Annotated in this window: 16 protein-coding genes; 9 read left to right on the forward strand and 7 right to left on the reverse strand. The window is 72.8% G+C overall.

What is annotated here, in order from left to right; genetic code table 11:
- Nucleotides 1–353: 353 nt before the first annotated feature.
- The 7 genes from ACFY5B_RS19195 to ACFY5B_RS19225 all read left to right on the forward strand — a co-directional run bounded on the left by ACFY5B_RS19195 (nt 354) and on the right by ACFY5B_RS19225 (nt 10651).
- Nucleotides 354–1730 (forward strand): DUF2690 domain-containing protein, encoded by a 1377-nt coding sequence (locus ACFY5B_RS19195; RefSeq protein ID WP_389970475.1) that lies wholly within the window; start codon nt 354–356, stop codon nt 1728–1730.
- Between the two features lie 470 nt (nt 1731–2200).
- Nucleotides 2201–3190, forward strand: coding sequence for a malate dehydrogenase (locus ACFY5B_RS19200; RefSeq protein ID WP_389970478.1), 990 nt, complete (start codon nt 2201–2203; stop codon nt 3188–3190).
- A 283-nt stretch (nt 3191–3473) separates the two neighbouring features.
- Nucleotides 3474–4994, forward strand: a complete 1521-nt coding sequence (locus ACFY5B_RS19205) for an aldehyde dehydrogenase family protein (protein ID WP_389970481.1) — start codon at nt 3474–3476, stop codon at nt 4992–4994.
- Nucleotides 4995–5108: 114 nt separating this feature from the next.
- Nucleotides 5109–6641 carry a GMC family oxidoreductase gene (locus ACFY5B_RS19210; protein WP_389970484.1) on the forward strand — a complete coding sequence of 511 codons (1533 nt, stop codon included), beginning with the start codon at nt 5109–5111 and terminating at the stop codon, nt 6639–6641.
- A 32-nt stretch (nt 6642–6673) separates the two neighbouring features.
- Nucleotides 6674–7744 carry a glycine betaine/L-proline ABC transporter ATP-binding protein gene (locus ACFY5B_RS19215; RefSeq protein WP_389970487.1) on the forward strand — a complete coding sequence of 357 codons (1071 nt, stop codon included), beginning with the start codon at nt 6674–6676 and terminating at the stop codon, nt 7742–7744.
- On the forward strand, nt 7744–9693 hold the full coding sequence (locus ACFY5B_RS19220) for an ABC transporter permease (RefSeq protein ID WP_389970490.1): 1950 nt from the start codon (nt 7744–7746) through the stop codon (nt 9691–9693). Before ACFY5B_RS19215 ends, ACFY5B_RS19220 begins: the two co-directional genes overlap by 1 nt.
- A gap of 1 nt (nt 9694) precedes the next feature.
- Nucleotides 9695–10651, forward strand: coding sequence for an ABC transporter substrate-binding protein (locus ACFY5B_RS19225; RefSeq protein WP_389970493.1), 957 nt, complete (start codon nt 9695–9697; stop codon nt 10649–10651).
- A gap of 6 nt (nt 10652–10657) precedes the next feature.
- On the opposite strand, the gene ACFY5B_RS19230 is transcribed toward ACFY5B_RS19225, so the two are convergent.
- Both ACFY5B_RS19230 and ACFY5B_RS19235 read right to left on the reverse strand, forming a co-directional pair.
- Nucleotides 10658–11398 carry an isocitrate lyase/phosphoenolpyruvate mutase family protein gene (locus ACFY5B_RS19230; RefSeq protein WP_389970496.1) on the reverse strand — a complete coding sequence of 247 codons (741 nt, stop codon included), beginning with the start codon at nt 11396–11398 and terminating at the stop codon, nt 10658–10660.
- Nucleotides 11395–11913 carry a carboxymuconolactone decarboxylase family protein gene (locus tag ACFY5B_RS19235; RefSeq protein WP_389970499.1) on the reverse strand — a complete coding sequence of 173 codons (519 nt, stop codon included), beginning with the start codon at nt 11911–11913 and terminating at the stop codon, nt 11395–11397. The genes ACFY5B_RS19230 and ACFY5B_RS19235 overlap by 4 nt, the downstream gene beginning before the upstream one ends.
- 47 nt (nt 11914–11960) lie before the next feature.
- Between ACFY5B_RS19235 and ACFY5B_RS19240 the strand changes: the two genes are divergently transcribed.
- Nucleotides 11961–13349, forward strand: coding sequence for a PLP-dependent aminotransferase family protein (locus ACFY5B_RS19240; RefSeq protein WP_389970501.1), 1389 nt, complete (start codon nt 11961–11963; stop codon nt 13347–13349).
- A gap of 48 nt (nt 13350–13397) precedes the next feature.
- Nucleotides 13398–13865, forward strand: a complete 468-nt coding sequence (locus ACFY5B_RS19245; protein ID WP_389970504.1) for a carboxymuconolactone decarboxylase family protein — start codon at nt 13398–13400, stop codon at nt 13863–13865.
- Between the two features lie 63 nt (nt 13866–13928).
- On the opposite strand, the gene ACFY5B_RS19250 is transcribed toward ACFY5B_RS19245, so the two are convergent.
- The 5 genes from ACFY5B_RS19250 to pabB form a co-directional block, all read right to left on the reverse strand.
- The gene (locus ACFY5B_RS19250; protein ID WP_389970845.1) at nt 13929–14729 is read right to left on the reverse strand and encodes an aminotransferase class IV; all 801 of its coding nucleotides are present in this window, start codon (nt 14727–14729) and stop codon (nt 13929–13931) included.
- Between the two features lie 65 nt (nt 14730–14794).
- On the reverse strand, nt 14795–15973 hold the full coding sequence (locus tag ACFY5B_RS19255; RefSeq protein WP_389970507.1) for an FAD-dependent oxidoreductase: 1179 nt from the start codon (nt 15971–15973) through the stop codon (nt 14795–14797).
- The gene (locus tag ACFY5B_RS19260) at nt 15970–17529 is read right to left on the reverse strand and encodes a class I adenylate-forming enzyme family protein (RefSeq protein ID WP_389970510.1); all 1560 of its coding nucleotides are present in this window, start codon (nt 17527–17529) and stop codon (nt 15970–15972) included. The genes ACFY5B_RS19255 and ACFY5B_RS19260 overlap by 4 nt, the downstream gene beginning before the upstream one ends.
- Before the next feature lie 26 nt (nt 17530–17555).
- Nucleotides 17556–19079, reverse strand: a complete 1524-nt coding sequence (locus ACFY5B_RS19265) for an AMP-binding protein (RefSeq protein WP_389970513.1) — start codon at nt 19077–19079, stop codon at nt 17556–17558.
- Nucleotides 19076–21580: an aminodeoxychorismate synthase component I gene (gene pabB, locus ACFY5B_RS19270; protein ID WP_389970516.1), complete on the reverse strand. Its 2505-nt coding sequence runs from the start codon at nt 21578–21580 to the stop codon at nt 19076–19078. Before pabB ends, ACFY5B_RS19265 begins: the two co-directional genes overlap by 4 nt.
- Nucleotides 21581–21588: the final 8 nt, after the last annotated feature.

The raw sequence follows: 21588 nt of genomic DNA on the forward strand, positions 1-21588 counted from the left end.
CCGTCCTCTCCCCCGAGGAAGGACGGGCCGCCGCCACGCCCCACCTTCCTGCACCGCGAACGGCCTGTTCAACGGCTGTCAGTGCGCTGTGGCACGGAAGTGACAGTTCCGGTACGTCTCGCTTCCATTACCACACAAAGTGGTGCGACAGCGGGGTTGGCATGGACAATCGGGACGGTCCAGGGTGTATCGCGCGCGGTCACCATGCTCCTGTGCGCCCTTCGTCAGGGAACTGAGATCCTGACCGGGCGCATCCCTGTGGGTATCCAGAACGGGGACTCGGCCGAGGCCGCCACGCGTGGGGCGAACAGCGCGAGAAATATCAGCACGTTTCGGGGGGAAGAGGGGGAGCAATGCCTCGTTGGAAGGCCTTGCCGGATGAGCTCGATCCACAGATCAGGGAGTTCACCAGCCAGCTGCGCAGGCTCGTGGACCGCGGTGGACTGAGCATCGCGTCGGTCGCGGACCGCACGGGCTACAGCAAGACGTCGTGGGAGCGTTACCTGAACGGCCGGCTGCTCGCCCCGAAGGGCGCGATCGTGGCCCTGGCCGAAGTCACCGGCACCAACCCGGTGCACCTGACCACGATGTGGGAGCTCGCCGAGCGTGCCTGGAGCCGCTCGGAGATGCGGCACGACATGACGATGGAGGCCATCCGGATCTCCCAGGCGCGCGCGGCGCTCGGGGAGTTCGGCGGGCAGGACTTCGGCGACCCCTCGGCCGGTGGCAAGTCGGCGTCGGCCGGTGGCAAGACGGCCTCGGCGGCCTCGGCGGGTGGCAAGGCGGCCTCTGCGGGTGACGGCGGAGCGGCCTCCGCGGGCAGCGGCGGGCCCACCCGCAGGAGCGGCGGCACCACGGTCACGCCGGGCATCGCGGGACCCGCTGGTGTGGCCCCGACCGTCCCGCCCCAGCCGACGGCCCCGGAGGTCCAGGACTCCACCGGCTCTGATCTGCGGCGCGGCGGCCGAAGCGCTGAGCCCGAGGTCAACTCGTGGGGACTGGCCGGGTACCAGGGCCCGTCGCCGACGGGCGGGCGCTCCGCCGGTTCCGGCACGGGCAGGGTAGCTCGGCCCGGCTCGGGTCCCGGAACCTCCGCCGGGTCGCCCGGCGGCCCCGGCCGGACTCCCGGTGCGGGGGCGGGCTCGTACGGCGAACCGCAGGACGCTGTCCCGTCCCGTGCGGGCGGGGCCGGTGGTGCAGGGGGGACGCGCCGCACGGCCTCCGCCTCCGCCGCCGCGGGCAAGAAGCGGACGGTGACCTTCGTCGCGGGTGTCGTGGGCGTGCTCGTGGTGATCGCCGGCGCGTTCTACCTGACCGGCGGCGGTGGCGACGACGAGGTCAAGGGCGGCGCACCGTCGCCCTCGCCGACCGTCAGCAGCGACCCGAAGCTGCCACCCGGCGTGAAGTGCAGCGGCGCCGACTGCACCGGCAAGGACGCGGAGGCCATGGGGTGCAGCGGTGACCTGGTGACCACCGCGCAGACGGCGACCGTCGGCACGACCACGGTCGAGGTCCGCTACAGCAAGACCTGCAAAGCGGCCTGGGGACGTATCACGCAGGCCGCCCAGGGCGACGAGGTCCGGATCAGCTCGGGCAAGGCGAAGCAGACCGGCAGCATCACCGCGGCCGGGGACAGCATCGCCTACACCCCGATGGTGGCCGTGAAGAATGCCGCCGACGCCAAGGCCTGCGCGACGCTGACGGCCGGACAGCAGGGCTGCACCGACTGAGGGGGGCGACAGGGCGGCACCGGTTCACCCGGGCCGGGCGGAGGAATCCCCGTGGGGGGGCGACAGGGCGGCCTGCTGACCCGGGGCCGCCGGGCGGAGAGATACCGATGAGGGGCGACGGGGATCGCACCCGCCGACCCGGGCCCGGCGGAGAAATTCCGAAAGGGTGGAATGGCCGCCGGAATCCGGGGCACGTGAACCGTACCCCCACGGGAGTCCGGCATGGTCGGTATCCCCCAGGCGGCCGCCTTCGTCCTCCTCTCCCGGACGGGCGGCCGCCTCTTGCATGGGGGCGGGCACATGCGTACGAGCCCGGACGGCGTTGTGGGCCGGGCCACACCGACCCGGACGTCCGGGATCCCGGATGCGCGATAGCCTGACCGCTGGATGGATCTCTTGACGCCAAGAGATCGATCAAACGTCCGGGGCAGGGACCCCGCCCCACCGCCAGCTGTCATACGGAGAACGCCATGACCCGCACTCCCGTGAACGTCACCGTCACCGGCGCGGCCGGCCAGATCGGTTACGCCCTGCTCTTCCGCATCGCCTCCGGTCAGCTGCTCGGCGCGGACGTGCCGGTGAAGCTGCGCCTGCTGGAGATCACGCCCGCCCTGAAGGCGGCCGAGGGCACGGCCATGGAGCTGGACGACTGCGCGTTCCCGCTCCTGCAGGGCATCGAGATCACCGACGACCCGAACGTCGCCTTCGACGGCGCCAACGTCGGTCTGCTGGTCGGCGCCCGCCCGCGCACCAAGGGCATGGAGCGCGGCGACCTGCTCGAGGCCAACGGCGGCATCTTCAAGCCGCAGGGCAAGGCCATCAACGACCACGCCGCGGACGACATCAAGGTCCTGGTCGTCGGCAACCCGGCCAACACCAACGCGCTGATCGCCCAGGCCGCCGCGCCGGACGTACCGGCCGAGCGGTTCACCGCGATGACCCGCCTGGACCACAACCGCGCGCTGACCCAGCTCGCGAAGAAGACGGGCTCGACGGTCGCCGACATCAAGCGCCTGACCATCTGGGGCAACCACTCCGCCACCCAGTACCCCGACATCTTCCACGCCACGGTCGCCGGCAAGAACGCCGCCGAGGTCGTGAACGACGAGAAGTGGCTGGCCGAGGACTTCATCCCGACCGTCGCCAAGCGCGGTGCGGCGATCATCGAGGCCCGTGGCGCGTCCTCCGCCGCGTCGGCCGCCAACGCCGCCATCGACCACGTCCACACCTGGGTCAACGGCACCGCCGAGGGCGACTGGACCTCCATGGGCATCCCGTCGGACGGCTCCTACGGCGTCCCGGAGGGCCTGATCTCCTCCTTCCCCGTCACCACCGAGAACGGCACGTACAAGATCGTCCAGGGCCTGGACATCAACGAGTTCTCCCGCGCCCGGATCGACGCCTCCGTCAAGGAGCTCGAGGAGGAGCGCGAGGCGGTCCGCGGCCTCGGCCTCATCTGACCGGAGCCTCTCCGCGTTCGTACGCAGGCCCCGTACCGGTTGCTTCCGGTGCGGGGCCTGCGGGCTTTCCACCCCCGGACCTCCTCCGACCTCGCTCGGTGTGACGCCCACGTACCTGATTCATGGTTGGTTTGCGGTGATTTGCCCGCATCTCCCGTGACACAGCGCACTTTCGGCCATGGGTGCGCATGCAATTGCGGGAGTAGGGCAGGCGAACTCGGTCTCTTAGTGACACGAATGTGACACAGGGGCGCTGATCAGGAACGGAAGGCGAAGAGCGATCATGGCGGAAAGTACCGAACTTCAGGCGCGTGAAACCATCCATGCGGGAGGAGAGTGGCGGGCGGCCACCTCCGGGGCCACCCGCGAGATCCTCGACCCCGCGGACGCCCTGCCCTTCGCCGTGGTCGCGGAGGGCGACGAGAAGGACACCGACCTGGCGATCGCCGCCGCCCGGCGCGCCTTCGACGAGGGCCCGTGGCCGCACACGCCCGTCACCGAGCGGGCCGCGCTGCTGAGGCGCGTCGCCGATCTCCTCGTCCGGGACCGCGAGAAGCTCGGCCGGCTGGAGGCGCAGGACGCGGGCAAGACCGTCGAGGAGGGCCGCGTCGACATCGACTGCGTCGCCGACGCCTTCCGCTACTTCGCCGACCTGGTCGCCGGAGAGGCCCCGGGCCGGGTCGTGGACGCGGGTTCGCCCGACATCCACAGCGTCGTCGTGCACGAGCCGATAGGCGTCTGCGCGATGATCACGCCCTGGAACTACCCGCTGCTCCAGGCCAGCTGGAAGGTCGCCCCCGCCCTCGCCGCCGGCAACACCTTCGTCATCAAGCCGAGCGAGATCACGCCGATGACGACGATCGCGCTCATCGAGCTGCTCGTCGAGGCCGGACTCCCCGAGGGCGTCGCGAACATCGTCACCGGTCCCGGCCACTCGGTGGGCGCGCGTATGTCCGAGCACCCCGACGTCGACCTGGTCTCCTTCACCGGCGGCCTGGTCAGCGGCACCAAGGTCGCCCAGGCCGCCGCGCCCACCGTCAAGAAGGTCGCCCTCGAACTGGGCGGCAAGAACCCCAACGTCGTCTTCGCCGACGCCTGCGCCACCGAGGAGGGCTTCGACACCGCCGTCGACCAGGCCCTCAACGCCGCCTTCATCCACAGCGGCCAGGTCTGCTCGGCCGGCGCCCGCCTGATCATCGAGGAATCGGTCCGGGACCGCTTCGTCACCGAACTCGCCCGGCGCGCCGAGAAGATCCGCCTCGGCCGCGGCACCGAGGACGGCGTCGAGTGCGGGCCGCTCGTCTCCGAGCAGCAGCGCGCCAAGGTCGAGATGTACGTCGAGTCCGCCCTCAAGGAGGGCGCGGTGCTGCGCTCCGGCGGCAAGCGCCCCGAGCCGTCCGCGCAGCGCCCGGAGAACGGCTACTTCTACGAGCCGACCGTCCTCGACCACTGCCACCGCGAGATGCGCGTCGTCCGGGAGGAGGTCTTCGGGCCGGTCCTCACCGTCGAGACCTTCCGCACCGAGGACGAGGCCGTAGCCCTCGCCAACGACACCGAGTACGGCCTCGCGGGCGGCGTCTGGACCGCCGACGCGGGCCGCGCCCGCCGCGTGGCCGGCCGGCTGCGCCACGGCACGATCTGGATCAACGACTTCCACCCCTACCTGCCGCAGGCGGAGTGGGGCGGTTTCGGCAAGAGCGGAGTGGGCCGCGAACTGGGCCCCGCCGGACTCGCCGAGTACCGGGAGACCAAGCACGTCTACCAGAACCTCGCTCCCAAGCCGGTGCGCTGGTTCGCGGGCTGACCCCCCGCTCCCGCCGGGCCGCCGACCCCTCATCCCGGGCTGACCCCCACACCCCGGGCTGAACGTCCCCGTCCCCGAGCCCGTTCACTTCATCCCCACTGGAGCAAGTACGCCATGTCCCACACCAGTCATGAGTACGACTATGTCGTGATAGGCGGCGGAACCGCTGGTTCCGTAATCGCCTCCCGCCTGACCGAGAACCCGGACGTCACCGTCGCCGTCATCGAGGGCGGCCCCAGCGACGTCGGACGCGATGACGTGCTGACCCTGCGCCGCTGGATGGGCCTGCTCGGCGGCGAGCTCGACTACGACTACCCGACCACCGAACAGCCACGCGGAAACTCGCATATCCGGCACAGCCGGGCCCGCGTCCTGGGCGGCTGCTCCTCGCACAACACCCTGATCGCCTTCAAGCCGCTGCCCGCCGACTGGGACGAGTGGGAGGCCGCCGGGGCCAAGGGCTGGGGCGCGGTGCAGATGGAGGCGTACTTCGCCCGGCTCAAGAACAACATCGTCCCGGTCGACGAGAAGGACCGGAACGCCATCGCCCGCGACTTCGTCGACGCGGCCCAGGAGGCCCTGGGCGTGCCGCGCGTCGACGGCTTCAACAAGAAGCCGTTCACCGAGGGCGTCGGCTTCTTCGACCTCGCCTACCACCCCGAGAACAACAAGCGGTCCTCCGCGTCGGTGGCCTACCTCCACCCGGTGATGGACGAGCGGCCCAACCTGACGATCCTGCTGGAGACCTGGGCGTACAAGCTCCAGCTCGACGGCAACCGCGCCGAGGGCGTGCACGTGCGGACCAAGGACGGCGAGGAGATCCTCGTCAAGGCCCGCAACGAGGTCCTGCTGTGCGCCGGCGCCGTGGACTCCCCCCGGCTGCTGATGCACTCCGGCATCGGCCCCAAGGCCGACCTGGAGAAGCTCGGCATCCCCGTCACGCACGACCTGCCGGGCGTCGGCGAGAACCTGCTCGACCACCCCGAGTCGGTCATCGTCTGGGAGACCAACGGCCCCATCCCGGAGAACTCCGCGATGGACTCCGACGCGGGCCTGTTCGTGCGCCGCGACCCCGAACTGGCCCACCCCGACCTGATGTTCCACTTCTACCAGATCCCCTTCACGGACAACCCGGAGCGACTGGGCTACCGGCGGCCGGAGTTCGGCGTCTCCATGACCCCGAACATCCCCAAGCCGAAGAGCCGCGGCCGGCTGTACCTCACCAGCGCCGACCCCGAGGTCAAGCCCGCCCTGGACTTCCGCTACTTCACCGACGAGGACGACTACGACGGCAAGACCCTCGTCGACGGCATCAGGATCGCCCGCGAGATCGCCAAGACCGAGCCCCTGGCCGGCTGGCTCAAGCGCGAGGTCGCCCCCGGCCCGGACGTCACCGGTGACGAGGAGCTCAGCGAGTACGCCCGCAAGGTCGCGCACACCGTCTACCACCCCGCCGGCACCTGCAAGATGGGCGCCGACGACGACCGGTCGGCCGTCGTCGACCCGGAGCTGCGCATCCGCGGCCTGGAGGGCATCCGCATCGCCGACGCCTCCGTGTTCCCCACGATGACCACCGTCAACCCGATGATCGGAGTCCTCATGGTCGGTGAGAAGGCCGCCGAGCTGATCGGTGGTGGTTCCAAGTGACCGCGACCCTCGAACCCCCCACGGAGCAGACCATGGACACAGCCCCCGTCTTCTCGGTGGAGGGCCTGTGGAAGGTGTTCGGCCCCAAGGCCGACCGCGTTCCCGGCGACCCCGAGCTCACCGCACTCGACCCCGCCGAACTGCGCTCCCGCACCGGCTGCACGGCCGCCGTCCGGGACGTCAGCTTCGACGTGCGCAAGGGCGAGGTCTTCGTCGTCATGGGCCTGTCCGGCTCCGGCAAGTCCACGCTGGTGCGCTGTCTGACCCGGCTGATCGAGCCCACGGCCGGCACCATCGCCATCGACGGCGAGGACGTCCGCGCCATGGACCGCTCCCGGCTGCGTGAACTGCGCCGCCACCGCGCCGCGATGGTCTTCCAGCACTTCGGCCTGCTGCCGCACCGCTCGGTCCTCGACAACGTCGCCTACGGCCTGGAGATCCAGGGCATGGGCAAGGCCGAGCGGCGCGAGCGGGCCGCCGAGGTCGTCACCAAGGTCGGTCTGGAAGGCATGGAGCACCGCCGCCCCGGCCAGCTCTCCGGCGGCCAGCAGCAGCGTGTCGGTCTGGCCCGCGCGCTCGCCGCCGATCCCGAAGTGCTGCTCTTCGACGAGCCGTTCAGCGCGCTCGACCCGCTGATCCGGCGGGACATGCAGGAGGAGGTCGTCCGGCTGCACCACGAGGAAGGCCGCACGATGGTCTTCATCACGCACGACCTCCAGGAGGCGCTCAAGCTGGGCGACCGCATCGCCCTGATGCGCGACGGCCGGATCGTCCAGCTCGGCACCCCCGAGGAGATCGTGGGCGCTCCCGCCGACGACTACGTCCGCGAGTTCGTCCGGGACGTCCCGCGCGAGCAGGTCCTCACCGTCCGCACGGCCATGCGCCGCCCCGCGGCGGACCAGGACGGCAGCGGACCGGCCGTGCGCCCCGACGCGACGGTGTCCGAGGCGATCGAGGCGGTCGCCCGCGCCGGCGCTCCGGCCCGGGTCGTCGACAAGGGCCGGTGCGTGGGCGTGGTCGACTCCGACACGCTGCTCGGTGTCGTCGCCGGGACGGAGCAGCCCGCTCCGCCCGGGACGCAGCAGCCCAAGGAGGCGGTGTGATGGCGACCATCACCGCGTCCCCGCCGCGCGTCGGCCTGCCCGCCTTCCTCAAGCACCGGGCCGTCCACAAGCTGCTGCTGCTCGCCGTCGCCGCCGCGATCCTCGTACCCCTGGTCAACGCCCGCTGGGCGAGCGGCACCTGGCCGAGCGCCCTGACCGTCGACTTCTCCCAGCCGCTCGCCAAGGCCAGCGACTGGATCATCGACAACCGCGACAGCCACCCGCTGTTCCTCTACTTCTTCGGCCACGTCAGCAACGTCGTCGTCATCGCCGTACGGGCCGTCTACCTCACCCTCCTGGCCGTCGGCTGGGCGGGCGTCACGGCCCTGGGCGCGCTGGTCGCCTGGCGCGTGGCGGGCGTGAAGCTGGCGCTCGGCACGGCCGCCGCGTTCCTCGCCTGCGGGCTGCTCGGCATGTGGGTGCCGACCATGCAGACGCTCGCCCTGATGGTCGTCGCGGTCCTCGCGTCCGTCGTCGTCGGCGCGGCGCTCGGTCTCGCCGCCGGGCTGTCCGACCGGATGGACCGCGTCCTGCGCCCGGTCCTGGACACCATGCAGGTGCTGCCCGCCTTCGCCTACCTGCTGCCGGTCGTGCTGATCTTCGGCATCGGCGTCCCGGCGGCCGTCCTGGCCACCGTCGTCTACGCCGCCCCGCCCATGGCCCGCCTGACCTCGCTCGGTCTGCGCGGCGCCGACAAGGGGGTGCTGGAGGCCGTCGAGTCGCTCGGCTCCACCGCGCGCCAGCGCCTGCTGACCGCCCGGATCCCGCTGGCCCGCAAGGAACTCCTCCTCGGCCTCAACCAGACGATCATGATGGCGCTGTCCATGGCCGTCATCGCGGCCGTCATCGGCGCGGGCGGTCTCGGTGACCGCGTCTACCAGGCCCTGGCGTCGGTCGACGTCGGCGCCGCGCTCGCCGCCGGCATTCCGATCGTGCTGCTGGCCGTCGTCCTCGACCGCGTCACCGGCGCGGCGGGGGAGAAGCTCGGCGCCGAACCCGAGCCGCACAGCGGACGCGGCTGGCTCTACGCCCTGGCCGGCGTCGTCGTCGTGGCGGTCGCCGGGCGGCTCGCGGGCCGCCTCGAATGGCCCGAGTCCTGGGTCGTCGGCATCGCCGAGCCCGTCAACCGCGCCGTCGACTGGATGACCGCGCACCTGTACTCGGGCGTCCCCGTCGTCGGCGGCACCGCCGACTGGGCGGGCCACTTCACCACCTGGGTCCTGGACCCGATGCGCGACGGCCTGCAGGCGCTGCCCTGGTGGGGCGTCCTGCTGATCGTCGCCGCCCTGGCCTGGGTCATCGGCACCTGGCGCACCGCGCTCACCGCCGTCCTCGCCATGGCCGCGATCGGTGTCCTCGGCGTCTGGAAGCCGTCCCTGGACACCCTCTCCCAGGTCCTCGCGGCCGTCGCCGTCACCCTGGTCGTCGGCTTCGCCGTCGGTATCGCCGCGGCCCGCAGCGACCGCCTGGAGCGGGCGCTGCGCCCGGTCCTCGACGTGTTCCAGACGATGCCGCAGTTCGTGTACCTGATCCCGGTCGTCGCCCTGTTCGGCGTCGGCCGCGCCCCGGCCGTCGCCGCGGCGATCGTCTACGCCCTGCCGGCCGTCGTCCGCATCACCACCCAGGGCCTGCGCCAGGTCGACCCGGCCGCGATGGAGTCGTCCAGCTCGCTGGGCGCGACCAGCTGGCAGCAGTTGCGGCAGGTGCAGCTCCCGCTGGCCCGTCCGGCGCTGCTGCTCGCCGTCAACCAGGGCCTCGTCCTGGTCCTCGCCGTCGTCGTCATCGGCGGCCTGGTCGGCGGTGGCGCCCTCGGCTACGACGTCGTCTTCGGTCTCGCCCAGGGCGACCTGGCGACCGGTCTGGTGGCCGGCGGCGCGATCGTCTGCCTCGGCCTGATGCTCGACCGGGTGACGCAGCCCACCGAACGCCGTGCGAAGAAGGGAGCGTGACATGCGAGTCCGCAAGACTGCCGTGATCGCCGCGGCGAGCTCCCTGGCACTGCTCACCGGCTGCGGCGCGGCCGACATGACCAAGCAGGCCTCGCCCTTCGCCAACGCGCAGGGCTCCAAGACCGTCACCCTGTCCGTGCAGTCCTGGGTGGGCGCCCAGTCCAACGTGGCCGTCGCCCAGTACCTCCTGGAGCACGAGCTGGGCTACCGCGTCGACACCGTCCAGGTCGACGAGGTGCCCGCCTGGGACGCCCTCAGCCAGGGCCGCGTCGACGCGCTCCTGGAGGACTGGGGCCACCCCGAGCAGGAACAGCGGTACGTCAAGGACAAGAAGACGATCGCGCCCGGCGGTGAACTCGGCGTCACCGGGCACATCGGCTGGTTCGTCCCGACGTACCTCGCCAAGAAGCACCCGGACATCACGAACTGGAAGAACCTCAACAAGTACGCCGACCTCTTCCGTACCCCGGAGAGCGGCAACAAGGGCCAGCTGATGGACGGTTCGCCGTCCTACGTCACCAACGACAAGGCGCTGGTGAAGAACCTGAAGCTGGACTACCAGGTGGTGTTCGCCGGCTCCGAGGCGGCGCAGATCACGCAGATGAAGCAGTTCGCCAAGGAGAAGAAGCCCTTCCTCACCTACTGGTACTCCCCGCAGTGGCTCTTCAAGAAGGTCCCGATGACCGAGGTGAAGCTGCCGCCGTACAAGGAGGGCTGCGACGCCGTCCCGGAGAAGGTCGCCTGCGCCTACCCGCACACTCCGCTGCAGAAGTACCTCAACGCGGACTTCGCGAAGAAGGGCGGCAAGGCGGCGGCGTTCCTGAAGAAGTTCAAGTGGACGACCGAGGACCAGAACGAGGTCTCCCTGATGATCGCCGACAAGAAGATGACGCCTCAGGACGCGGCGAAGAAGTGGGTGGACAGCCACAAGTCCACGTGGAAGAAGTGGCTGTCCTGACGTCCTCTAGGCCAGACGGTCGGCGATCTCCCGCAGGGCCCGGGCGGCCCGCCGCTGGAGTCCAGGACCGAAGGTGATCCGGGTGGCCCCTCGCGCGCCGAGTTCGGCGGGTGAGGGGCCACCCTCGACCGGCGCCCCCACGTTGATCGGCCCCTGGATCCCGGCCCGCAGCAGCGGCAGGATCTCCGGCGGAGCCCCGATCGGGTACACGCAGTCGGCCCCGGCGGCGACGTACAACGCGGCCCGCTCGATGGCTCGTTCGGGATCGTCGACCCCGCGGGCGAAGGTGTCGATGCGGGCGTTGACGAACAGCCGGTCACCGGCCGCCTCCCGCACCTCGGCCAGCCAGTCGGCGTGTGCGCGGGGTTCCTTGAGCACCCCGTCCTCGGAGTCCTCCAGATTGCACCCGACCGCCCCCACCTCCAGCAGCCGCTCCACGAGGTCCTTCGGGGCGAGCCCGTAGCCGCCCTCCACGTCCGCCGACACCGGCACGTCCACGGCCCGGACGATCCGGGCGACCGCCGCGAACATCTCGTCGGCCGGGACCTGACCGTCCTCGTACCCGAGGGAGGCGGCGACCCCGGCGCTGGGCGTGGCGAGCGCGGGGAACCCGGCCTCGGCGAACACCCGCGCACTGGCCGCGTCCCACGGGCCGGGCAGCACGAGGGGATCGCCGGGCGCCCGGTGGTGGTGCAGGGCGCGGAACACACCGGCCTCGCCCGTCGTGCGTGCCCTCCCGGCCGTCACTTGTGCTGCCCCGGCTCGTAGTGCCCCGGCGCCATACGGCAGGTCACCCCGAACCGGTTCCAGGCGTTGATCACCGTGATCGCGGCGATGACCTGCGCCAGCTCGGCCTCCTCGAAGTGCTTCGCGGCGTTGTCGTAGACCTCGTCCGGCACGAAACCGTGCGTCAGGACCGTCACCGCCTCCGTGAGCTCCAGCGCCGCGAGCTCCTTCGCGGTGTAGAAGTGCCGCGACTCCTCCCATGCCCCGAGCTGGATGATCCGCTCGACGCTCTCCCCGGCGGCGAGGGCGTCCTTGCTGTGCATGTCGAGGCAGAACGCGCAGCCGTTGATCTGCGAGGCGCGGATCTTCACCAGCTCCAGCAGCTTGGGGTCCAGGCCCCGCCGGGCCGCCACGTCGAGCCGGACCATCGCCTTGTAGACCTCGGGCACGTGCTTGGCCCACTCCAGGCGGGCGGGCTGTTCGGGGGCGTACTCCACGCTTTCCGGGGGTGTCGTTTCGTCGGTGTGCGTCGTCATGCCCTCGACTCTAGGAAGCAAGCAGCCCAGGAGTATGGTCCATTTCCATGGCGGAATCCTGGGCCATTCCGGGCCTCGACCTGCATGTGGAGCCGACCGGGCCGGGGCTGCGCCGGGGGCTGACCGACGCCCTGCGTGAGGCCGTGCGCTCCGGGCGGCTGGCCCCCGGAACCCGGCTGCCGTCCTCCCGCGCACTCGCCGCCGACCTGGGGATCGCCCGCAACACCGTCGCCGACGCCTACGCCGACCTGGTCGCCGAGGGCTGGCTCACCGCCCGGCAGGGCTCGGGCACCCGGGTCGCCGAGCGGAGGGTCGTCCCGCCCACCGGCACCGCACCCCACCCGCGCACTCCGGCCCGCCCGGCCTACGATCTGCGCCCCGGCAGTCCGGATCTCACGTCCTTCCCGCGCGCGCAGTGGCTCAAGGCGGCCCGCCGCGCCCTGACCGCCGCCCCTCACCACGCCCTCGACTACGGCGACCCGCGGGGCCGTCCCGAGCTGCGGGCCGCGCTCGCCGGGTACCTCTCCCGGGCCCGGGGCGTGCGCGCCGACCCCGAACGGATCGTGGTGTGCTCCGGGTTCGCGCACGGCCTGAAGCTGCTCGGCACGGTTCTGCGGGCGCGCGGGGCGCGGACCGTCGCGGTCGAGTCGTACGGCCTTGACGTGCACGCCAGGATCCTGACCGGCTCCGGCCTGGGCACCGCCACGCTGCCGTTCGACCGGCTCGGCACGGACCCGGCCGGGTTGCCGGGAGCCGACGCGGTCCTCCTCACCCCCGCCCACCAGTTCCCCATGGGCGTGCCTCTGCACCGCGACCGCCGCACGGCCGTCGTGGACTGGGCCCGGCGCACCGGCGGGCTGGTGCTGGAGGACGACTACGACGGCGAGTTCCGCTACGACCGCCAGCCCGTGGGCGCGCTCCAGGGCCTGGACCCCGACCGGGTGGTCCACCTGGGCACGGCGAGCAAGTCCCTCGCGCCCGGGCTGCGGCTGGCCTGGATGGTGCTGCCGCCGGGCCTCGCGGAGGAGGTCGCGGCGGCCAAGGGCGGCGTCGACACGTGCGGGGTACTGGACCAGCTGACCCTGGCCGAGTTCCTCACGTCCGGTGCCTACGACCGGCACGTCCGAGCGACCCGCCTGCGCTACCGGCGCCGCCGGGACGCCCTGGTCGCCGCCGTCACGGCCCGGGCCACGGAAGCCCGCGTCAGCGGCATCGCGGCCGGTCTGCACGTCCTGCTGCGACTGCCGCCGGGCACCGAGCAGTCGGTGGTCCAGGCGGCGCACTGGCGGGGGCTCGCGCTGCACGGACTCGCCCGCTACACCCGCCCCGGCGCGCGGGCCGAGCCCGTCGACGCCCTGGTCGTCGGATACGGCACACCGCCGGACCACGCCTGGTCGGGGGCCCTGGAAGCGCTGTGTGCGGTACTGCCAGGATAAACGCGTGAATTCACCTCGGGAATGCCGTCCGAAGGATATGGTCACCCCATGAATGAACGTTCCCCCATATCCCGCGTCGCCCTGAAGGAAATCACCCCCGACGTCTCCGCGGCCATGGGTTCCCTGCATGCCGCCGCCGTTTCCGCGGCCCAGGACGCCAAGCTCGAACCGGAACTGCTGGAACTGGTCCGGATCCGCGCCTCCCAGATCAACGGCTGTGCGTTCTGCCTCGACCTGCACACCAGGGACGCCCGCGAACAGGGTGAGACCGAGCGGCGCCTGCACACCCTGAACGCCTGGCGGGAGACGCCCTTCTTCACCGAACGCGAGCGTGCCGCCCTGGCGTTGACCGAGGCCGTGACACTCGTCCACGACGGCCGGGTCCCGGACGCGGTCTACGCCGAGGCGGCCGCGGTATTCGACGAGAACCAGATCGCGGCCCTCATCTGGGCGGCCACCGTCATCAACGCATACAACCGCATCGCGATAACGACGCGCATGGTCCCGAAAAACTGAAAATGGCAGCAGGAAAAGCCCGCCGGGTCGAATGCGACCCGGCGTCGCTGTTTCCCGCGCAATTCACTCGGACGGCAGCGGCTCCATCATCCCGTCCAGCCAGGTCCGCCATTCCCCGGCCCGTTCCACCGGAGGGACCCGCATGGGCCGTCCGATCCAGCCCGTCACCGGCCGGATGCCGTGCAACGCGTTCACCAGCCACACCTCACGACCGTCCAGTTCGGCCACGGTCCGCTCCCGGTGCGCGATCCGGAACCCCGAGCGCAGCGCCCGCTCCTGGACCAGCCCGGCCGTCACACTCGGCAGGACGGGCAGCCGCGGCGGGGGCAGGCACAGGGTGTCGTCCTCCCACCACAGGACACCCGCGGTGGCCGACTCCAGGACCGCGCCCGAGGGGGCGATCAGCACCGCCTCCTCCGCACCCTCGCCCGCGGCCCGGCGGCGCACCCGGGCCAGGGTGTCCAGGTCCGGGCCCTTGCGGCGGGGCACGGTCCGCGGATCGGACTGGCCCGCCGCCCAGAGGCGCACCCCGGTGCCGAGCGGCGGGGCGGGCCGCAAGCGCAGCCGCAACTCCAGGGACCCCGCCGCCAGTTCCACCCGGGGGAACCACATCCCGGTGCGCGGCAGGGCGGCGGTCACGTCCCGCCAGAACTCCGCGAGCCGGCGCGGCTCGGGCCCGCCGCAGTCACCGCAGGACCGCGAGAACCTCTCCCGGTGCCGGGCGAAGGCCCGCACCCGGCCCTCGCGCAGCAGCCAGGAGTCCGCCACGAGCAGCCGTCCCCCGTCCGTCCGCTCCGCAGCCGGGGCCGGCCCCCCGCCGGGTGTCCACACCCACAGGCCCTCCGCCAGCACCGGTCCCGTCACCACGAGGTCCTCCTCCCTGCGTGCCGCCCGCGCCACCGCCGGTCTCCCCACCACGAGGGTCCTCCTCAGTACGTGCGGCCCGCGACCGCGGGCGCCCCGTGCCGGGGCCCGTACGGCGCGTGCTCCAGCCAGGATCCACACCACGGCAGCACCGGCGCCAGGGCCGCCGCGGCCCGCTGCCTGACCCGGACGGCCCGGCGGCGCGGCCGCAGATGATCCAGGGCCGTACCGGCCGCCGCGCTGTTGAACAGGCCCGCCGCGCGCCGCACCTCCGCGAAGTGCGCGACCGCCTCACCGGTCCCGGCGGCGATCGCCTCGGCGGCGGCCGCCGCGTCCGCGATCCCGCTGTTCATGCCACGGGCACCGAACGGCGGGAAGAGATGCGCCGCCTCACCGGCCAGCAGCACCCGCCGGTGCGGATCGGTGAACGAGGCCGCCACCTTGCGCACGAAGCGGTACGTGGACACCCACAGGATCCGGTCGCCGTAACCGTCCCCGACGATCGCGGGCAGCCAGCGCCGTACGGCCTCCTCGGTGCCGAACTCCTCCGGCCGGTCCCCGTCGCGGCACTGCAGGTCGATCTGGAAACCCCCGGTGAACGGCACCCGCATCACGCTGCGCCCGCCCGCCCCGGGATGCTCGTAGTGGAAGACCCGCTCCCACGGCGGCTCGGCGCCCGGCACATCGGCGACGTCCACGACGACGTGGAAGCCCTCGCCTCGGGTGCCCTCCAGCTCGATGCCCAGCGCGTGCCGGACCGCTGAGCGGGCCCCGTCGGCGGCGACGACACGGGAAGCGCTCCACTCCCGCCCGGCCGCGTCCGTCAGCCGGACCCCGCTCCGCGTGCTGTGCACGCCCGTCACGCGGGCGTCCCACACGAAGTCGACCCCGGTCCGCGCACAGGCCGCGCGCAGGAACCGCTCGGTGTCGGTCTGGCGCAGGCTGGTGAAGGGCGGCGGGCCGGACGGGGCCGGGAACGTCCGGGCGTAGACCTCACGGCCCCGGTAGAGGGTGCGTCTGGTGTGCCAGGTCCGCCCGAACGAGGTGATCTCGGCGGCGAGGCCGGGCAGCATCGCGTCCAGCAGGGCGAGGGTCTCCCGGTGCACGAACAGGGCCCGGCTGCCCGGCCGTTCACGTCCTTGCGGATCGGCCTCCAGCAGCGTGACCGGCAGGCCGTGCGCCCGCAGCGCCAGGGCCGCCGACAGTCCCACCGGCCCGGCGCCCACGACCACGACCGGGGTCATGCCCGTACACCCTCGGTGAGCATCCGGGCGATCTCCACCCGCTTCACCTTCCAGGTCGCCGTCATCGGCAGCTCCTCGAAGCGCCACTGCCGGGGCTCTGCCATCGGCGGCAGCCCGGCCGTGGCCCGCCGCCAGCGCTCCGGGTCCAGGGGCCGCTCGCCGCGCACGCACACCACCGGCACCGGCTCGCGGTCCGCCCCCGGCACGATCACGACCTCACGCAACTCCTCCAGCCGGGACATCAGGGCATCCTCGACCTCCAGGTTGCTGTGCACCGCGTCGATCCGGTCGACCTCACGGTCGATCAGGTACAGCGCGCCCAGCCGGTTCCGGTAGCCCATGTCACCCATCTCCCACCAGCCGTCGGTGAGCTGACGGCCGTAACGGTCGGGCATCCCGAGGTAGGTGAGGATCCGGCCCCGCGTGCGCGCCTCGATCCGGCCCGGGGTGCCGGGCGGGACCCGCGCGCCCTCGGCGTCGGTCACCCGGACCCGGGTGAAGCCGGGTATCCCGAACCCGACCCGGCGGCCGTCCGCCCGGGCCGCACTGCGCCGGGTCACCACCTGGAACGCCACCGGGCCCGTCTCGCTCTGCCCGTACAGCTGGATCAGCCACGGCGTACGGCGCCGCGAGGCGTCCAGCAGCCGCCGCACGGTGCGCGGATGGATCGCGTCGAACGTCGAGCCGTACGACCGGACCCGGGACAGCGGCGCCCCGGGCGCGCCGGCCAGCTCCTCCCACAGCACGAACGTGTTGGGATGCGTCTCCACGATGCCGGGCCGGTGCCGGACCAGCAGTGGGCCGACCGCGGCCGGGTCCGGGTCGGTGATCAGCACGAGCGGGCTGCCGAAGTGCAGCAGCACGCCGAGCAGATGGTAGAAGCGCGAGTGCACGAACGACATGTGCAGCGCGGCGGTCTCACCCCGGGTGGGCCGGCCCATGACCTGCTGCGGCACGAGCCGGTTCCACATGGTCCGCGCGCAGTGCACGGCCAGCTTGGGGACGCCGGTGGTGCCCGAACTGTGGGTGATCAGGGCGGGTTCGCGGGGGTGCAGCCGGACGGGCGGGGGCGGTTCGGCGCCGGTGTACTTCGCCAGGGGCTCGGCACGCGGTGCGTCGTCCACGGACAGCGTCCGTCGCACGAGCCCGGACAGGGCGACGTCCCGCAGGCCGTCCAGCGTCGCGGCGTCGGTGACCAGCCAGGGCTGCCGCAGCCGCGCGAGGAGCTGCCCCGCCACCTCCGGGGCCAGCGCGGGCGACAGCAGCACGGGCACCGCTCCGATACGGGAGACGGCGCAGGTCAGCAGCATGATGTCGACGTTGTCCGCCTTGTGCACGACGACCTGTTCCGAGGGCCGTACCCCGGCCTCCCACAGCCGGCCCGACAGCTCCTCGACCACCTCGGCCAGCACGGTGTAGCTCAGGTCGACCCCGAGGGAGGGGGCGACGTCCAGCGGCCGGTCGAGGGTCACGAAGACCGCCCCGTGCCGGTCGGCAGCACGCCGGAAGACCGGCCCCAGATAGAACCCTCGGTCGGCGAGCAGGTGCTGTCTCATGGGGTCGTTCCTCTCCGTGGTGGTGTTCACCAGGCGCCCTCGCGGACCAGATGGCGGCGGAGCTTCCCGGTCGGAGTACGGGGCAGCGACGGGACGAAGCTGACGCTGCGGGGGACCTTGAACGCGGCGAGGCTCTCGCGCGCCACGCCGGTCAACTCGTCGGCCAGACCGTCCCGTACGGGCCCTACGGGGACCACGAAGGCCCGCAGCCGGCTCACGCCGCGCCCGTCGGGAACCGCCGCGACCGCCACCTCCCGCACCGCCGGATGGCCGCGCAGCACGGCCTCCACCTCCAGCGGGGAGACGGTGATGCCGCCGACCATCTCCATGTCGTCGACCCGCCCCAGATGCCGGTACGTGCCGTCCGGTTCCCGGCGGGCCCGGTCCCGCGTGGCCAGCCAGCCGCCCACGAGGATCCGGGCGGTCTCCCCGGGCCGGCCGAGATAGCCGGGCGTCACCGTCGGCCCGCGCACCCACATCTCGCCCTCGTCGCCGTCCGGCACCGGCCGCCCGTCGCGGTCGCGCAGCTCCACCTCGAAGCCGGGGACGGGAAGCCCCACGGTGCCCGGGTGGTTGTGGGCGAAGCCGTTGGCGCAGAACGCGTGACCGGCCTCGGTGGAGCCGATCTGCTCCAGCACCGGCGCGCCCAGCAGCGCGGTCACCTGCCGGGCCAGCCCCTCCGGCAGCCCCTCACCGGCCGACACCGCGGCCCGCACCGAGGCGAAGCAGCCCAAGTGCCCGTGCCCCCGCTCGGCGACCAGCGCCGCGTACGCGGACGGCACGGAGTACAGCAGCGTCACCCGGTGCCGGGCGACGAGCTCGTCGACGGCCGCAGGGGAGGGCCGCCGGCCGACCAGAACGGCGGACGAGCCGGAGAACAGCGGGAAGACGAACGCGTTGCCGAACCCGTAGGCGAAGAACAGCCTCGACACCGACAGGGTGACGTCCTCCGCCGTGATCCGCAGCACCCGCCGCCCGACCAGGTCGTGGTACGTGCGTGGATCGCCGTGCGTGTGCACGACGCCCTTGGGGCGGCCCGTGGTGCCGGAGGTGTACTGCACGTAGAGCGGGCTGTGCGCGTCGACCTGGTGCGCGGGGGCGGGCTCGGCGGCGGGGGCGAGGGCCATCAGCTGGTCGGCGCCGAGCCCCGCCCGGCCGGCGAACCGCCCCTCCAGGCCCGGTCCCGTCACACACAGCACGGCGTCGGTGTCCTCGGCCATGAACGCGTGGTCGGCGACCGGGAGTTCGGGGTTGACCAGCACCGCGACGGCCCCGAGCCGGGCGGTGGCGAGGAAGGCCGTCACCCAGGCGAGGGAGTCCGGCAGCGCGAGCAGCACACGGTCGCCGGGGCGCACCCCGTGGCCGGCCAGCACGGTGGCCGCGCGGGCGGCGAGGCGGTGCACCTCACCGTGGGTCCAGGCCCGGTGCCCCTGGTGGAAGGCGGTCCGCCCGGTCCAACCGCGCCGCTCGGCGAGTTCCGCCAGGTGGGCCGCGAGGTTCCCGGGCGCTTCGGTCCCGGCCGGGCTCAAGGTGACCTGCGGACTGGTCATCGCCGGGCCTCCCCGGCCGCACCGGCCTTCTGCCCCGGCGGGGGCTGCCGGCGCATCCGGTCGTCGGTGTGCCGGTGGAGGGCCCGCATCGGGGCCGCCGTCTTCAGCAGCATCTCCTCGTACTCGGCCTCCGGATCGGAGCCGAGCACGATCGCGCCGCCCGCCCCCAGGTGCACCTGGCCCGCGGCGAAGACGGCGGTCCGGATCACGATGCTGAGGTCCGCTCCGCCGCCGCACCCGAAGTAGCCGAGGGCGCCGGAGTAGACGCCGCGGGCCTCCGTCTCCAGCGAGTCGATGATCTCCAGCGTGCGCCGCTTCGGCGCGCCGGTCATCGACCCGCCCGGGAAGCAGGCCCGCACGCAGTCCACCGCGTCCGTACCGGGCCGCAGCCTGCCCTCCACGGTCGACACCAGCTGGTGCACGGTGGCGTACGTCTCCGTGGCCATCAGCCGGGGGACCCGTACGGTCCCGGTCCGGCAGACCTGCCCCAGGTCGTTGCGCAGCAGGTCGACGATCATCAGGTTCTCGGCCCGGGTCTTGGCGTCCGACGCGAGCGCGTCCCGCAGCCGGGCGTCCTCCTCCGGCCCGTCGCCCCGGGGCGCCGTGCCCTTGATGGGCCGGGCCTCGGCGGTGCCGTCCCGGCCGATCCGCAGGAACCGCTCGGGTGAGGAACCGGCCACCTCCAGTTCCCCGAACCTCAGGAACGCCGCGTACGGGGCCGGGTTGTCACGGCGCAGCGTCCGGTAGAACTCCAGCGCGTCGGGCGGAGCGGGCAGCCGGGCGGCGTTCGTCAGGCAGACCTCGTAGCTGGTGCCCGCCCGCAGCGCCTGCCGGCAGACTTCGATGTCCGCCAGGTACGTCGCCCGGTCGCGCACCAGCCACGGCTCGGCGGCGCCTGGGTCGGCCGGGGCCGGCGGCCCCGGCAGCGGCGGCCGCTCCGTCGCCACGCAGGAGAGGCCGGCCAGCACCCCGTCCAGCCAGTCGGCGGCCTCCCGCGCGGCCTGCGGGGTGTCCTCCGCCAGGCACACGACGTAGGTGAAGCCCTCCTCGTGGTCCACCGCGATCACCCGGTCGGCGAACAGCCAGGCGGCGTCCGGGGCGGGGGAGCGGTGCCGGTTGGCCGACCCGCAGTCGGCCTTCATCTCGTAGCCGAAGTAGCCGACGTAACCGCCGGTGAAGTCGAACGGCAGGCCGGTCGCGTCCACCCGGCGGGAGGTCAACTGCCGCTTGAGGTAGTCGAAGACACTCGCTTTGACCCGCCGCACCGGCCGGCCCGCCCGCTCGATCTCACACAGCCCGGCGGCGACGTCGTACCGCACGAACTCGGCGAGCGGCCCCTGGTCGTCCCCGAGGAACGAGAACCGCGACCGTCCCGGCTCGACCAGCGAGCTGTCCAGCCAGAAGGACCGCGGCGACCCCGCGAACATCCGCCCGAAGACCGCCTCCGCATCGACGGCACCGCTGATCCGCCGGGTGTGCAGCCGATACCCGACCCGCCCGGGACGACGGGGCCGGGGGAAGCCGACGGAGGGCGCGTGGACGCCGCCGGACACACCGACCCCGACGGACGTGCCCTGCCCTGCGCCCGGGACGCCCTTGTGGGCCGAAGCGGCCTCGCCCTGTCCTGCGCCCGGGACGCCCTTGTGGGCCGAAGCGGCCTCGCCCTGTCCTGCGCCCGGGACGCCTTTGTGGGCCGAAGCGGCCTCGCCCGAGGCCTTCGCCGCGCTGAGGGGGACGGCGGCCGCCTGGGAGACCGCGGCGACCTGGAAGACGGCCGCCGTCGCGGGCTTGCGCCGGCGCCCGGTGTCCGAGGGGGCCGCCCCGGCCCACCACACCCCCGTGTCGCACTCCGGGACGCCGGGCCGCCGCCGGATCCCCTCGTGCGACGGCACGGCCGTGTTCTTCGGGCGCAGTTTGCCGGCCCGCTCGGCGGTGAGATTGCGGAAGTTGACGAGCATGCGGTGCCCGTACTCCGTGAGGACCGACTCCGGATGGAACTGCACTCCCCACAGCGGCCGTCTGCGGTGCCGGAGCCCCATCAGGACGCCGTCCTCGGACCAGGCCGTGGCCTCCAGCGTCTCCGGCAACGGCTCGCGCACGGCCAGGGAGTGGTAGCGGACGGCGGTGAAGTGCTGCGGCAGCCCGTGGAACAGGTCCCGTCCGTCGTGCCGGACCGTGGACAGATGCCCGTGCCGCGGCTCCGGCGCGGGCCCCACCAGACCGGCCTCCCCGAGGGCGATGCCCTGATGCCCCAGGCACACGCCGAGCACCGGAACCGGGGAGGTCGCGAGCAACCTGCCCCCGATGCCGAAGTCACGCGCCTCGCCCGGGTGCCCGGGGCCGGGGGACACGACGAGGTTGTCGAACGCCCGGAGGTCGGGAAGACCCTCGACGGGCGCGTCGTTCCGGATCACCACCGGCTCCTCGCCGTTGACCTCGGCGATCAGCTGGAACAGGTTGTACGTGTACGAGTCGTAATTGTCGATGAGCAGGGTCTTCACCCGCCCAC

Source organism: Streptomyces sp. NPDC013187 (assembly GCF_042899705.1).
Classification (GTDB): Bacteria; Actinomycetota; Actinomycetes; order Streptomycetales; family Streptomycetaceae; genus Streptomyces; species Streptomyces hawaiiensis_A.

Bases quoted from the DNA above. Each gene is read 5' to 3' on its own strand.
- ACFY5B_RS19195 (WP_389970475.1), top strand. From the start codon at position 354: ATGCCTCGTTGGAAGGCCTTGCCGGATGAGCTCGATCCACAGATCAGG.
- ACFY5B_RS19200 (WP_389970478.1), top strand. From the start codon at position 2,201: ATGACCCGCACTCCCGTGAACGTCACCGTCACCGGCGCGGCCGGCCAG.
- ACFY5B_RS19205 (WP_389970481.1), top strand. From the start codon at position 3,474: ATGGCGGAAAGTACCGAACTTCAGGCGCGTGAAACCATCCATGCGGGA.
- ACFY5B_RS19210 (WP_389970484.1), top strand. From the start codon at position 5,109: ATGTCCCACACCAGTCATGAGTACGACTATGTCGTGATAGGCGGCGGA.
- ACFY5B_RS19215 (WP_389970487.1), top strand. From the start codon at position 6,674: ATGGACACAGCCCCCGTCTTCTCGGTGGAGGGCCTGTGGAAGGTGTTC.
- ACFY5B_RS19220 (WP_389970490.1), top strand. From the start codon at position 7,744: ATGGCGACCATCACCGCGTCCCCGCCGCGCGTCGGCCTGCCCGCCTTC.
- ACFY5B_RS19225 (WP_389970493.1), top strand. From the start codon at position 9,695: ATGCGAGTCCGCAAGACTGCCGTGATCGCCGCGGCGAGCTCCCTGGCA.
- ACFY5B_RS19235 (WP_389970499.1), bottom strand. From the start codon at position 11,913: ATGACGACGCACACCGACGAAACGACACCCCCGGAAAGCGTGGAGTAC.
- ACFY5B_RS19240 (WP_389970501.1), top strand. From the start codon at position 11,961: ATGGCGGAATCCTGGGCCATTCCGGGCCTCGACCTGCATGTGGAGCCG.
- ACFY5B_RS19245 (WP_389970504.1), top strand. From the start codon at position 13,398: ATGAATGAACGTTCCCCCATATCCCGCGTCGCCCTGAAGGAAATCACC.
- ACFY5B_RS19255 (WP_389970507.1), bottom strand. From the start codon at position 15,973: ATGACCCCGGTCGTGGTCGTGGGCGCCGGGCCGGTGGGACTGTCGGCG.
- ACFY5B_RS19260 (WP_389970510.1), bottom strand. From the start codon at position 17,529: ATGAGACAGCACCTGCTCGCCGACCGAGGGTTCTATCTGGGGCCGGTC.
- ACFY5B_RS19265 (WP_389970513.1), bottom strand. From the start codon at position 19,079: ATGACCAGTCCGCAGGTCACCTTGAGCCCGGCCGGGACCGAAGCGCCC.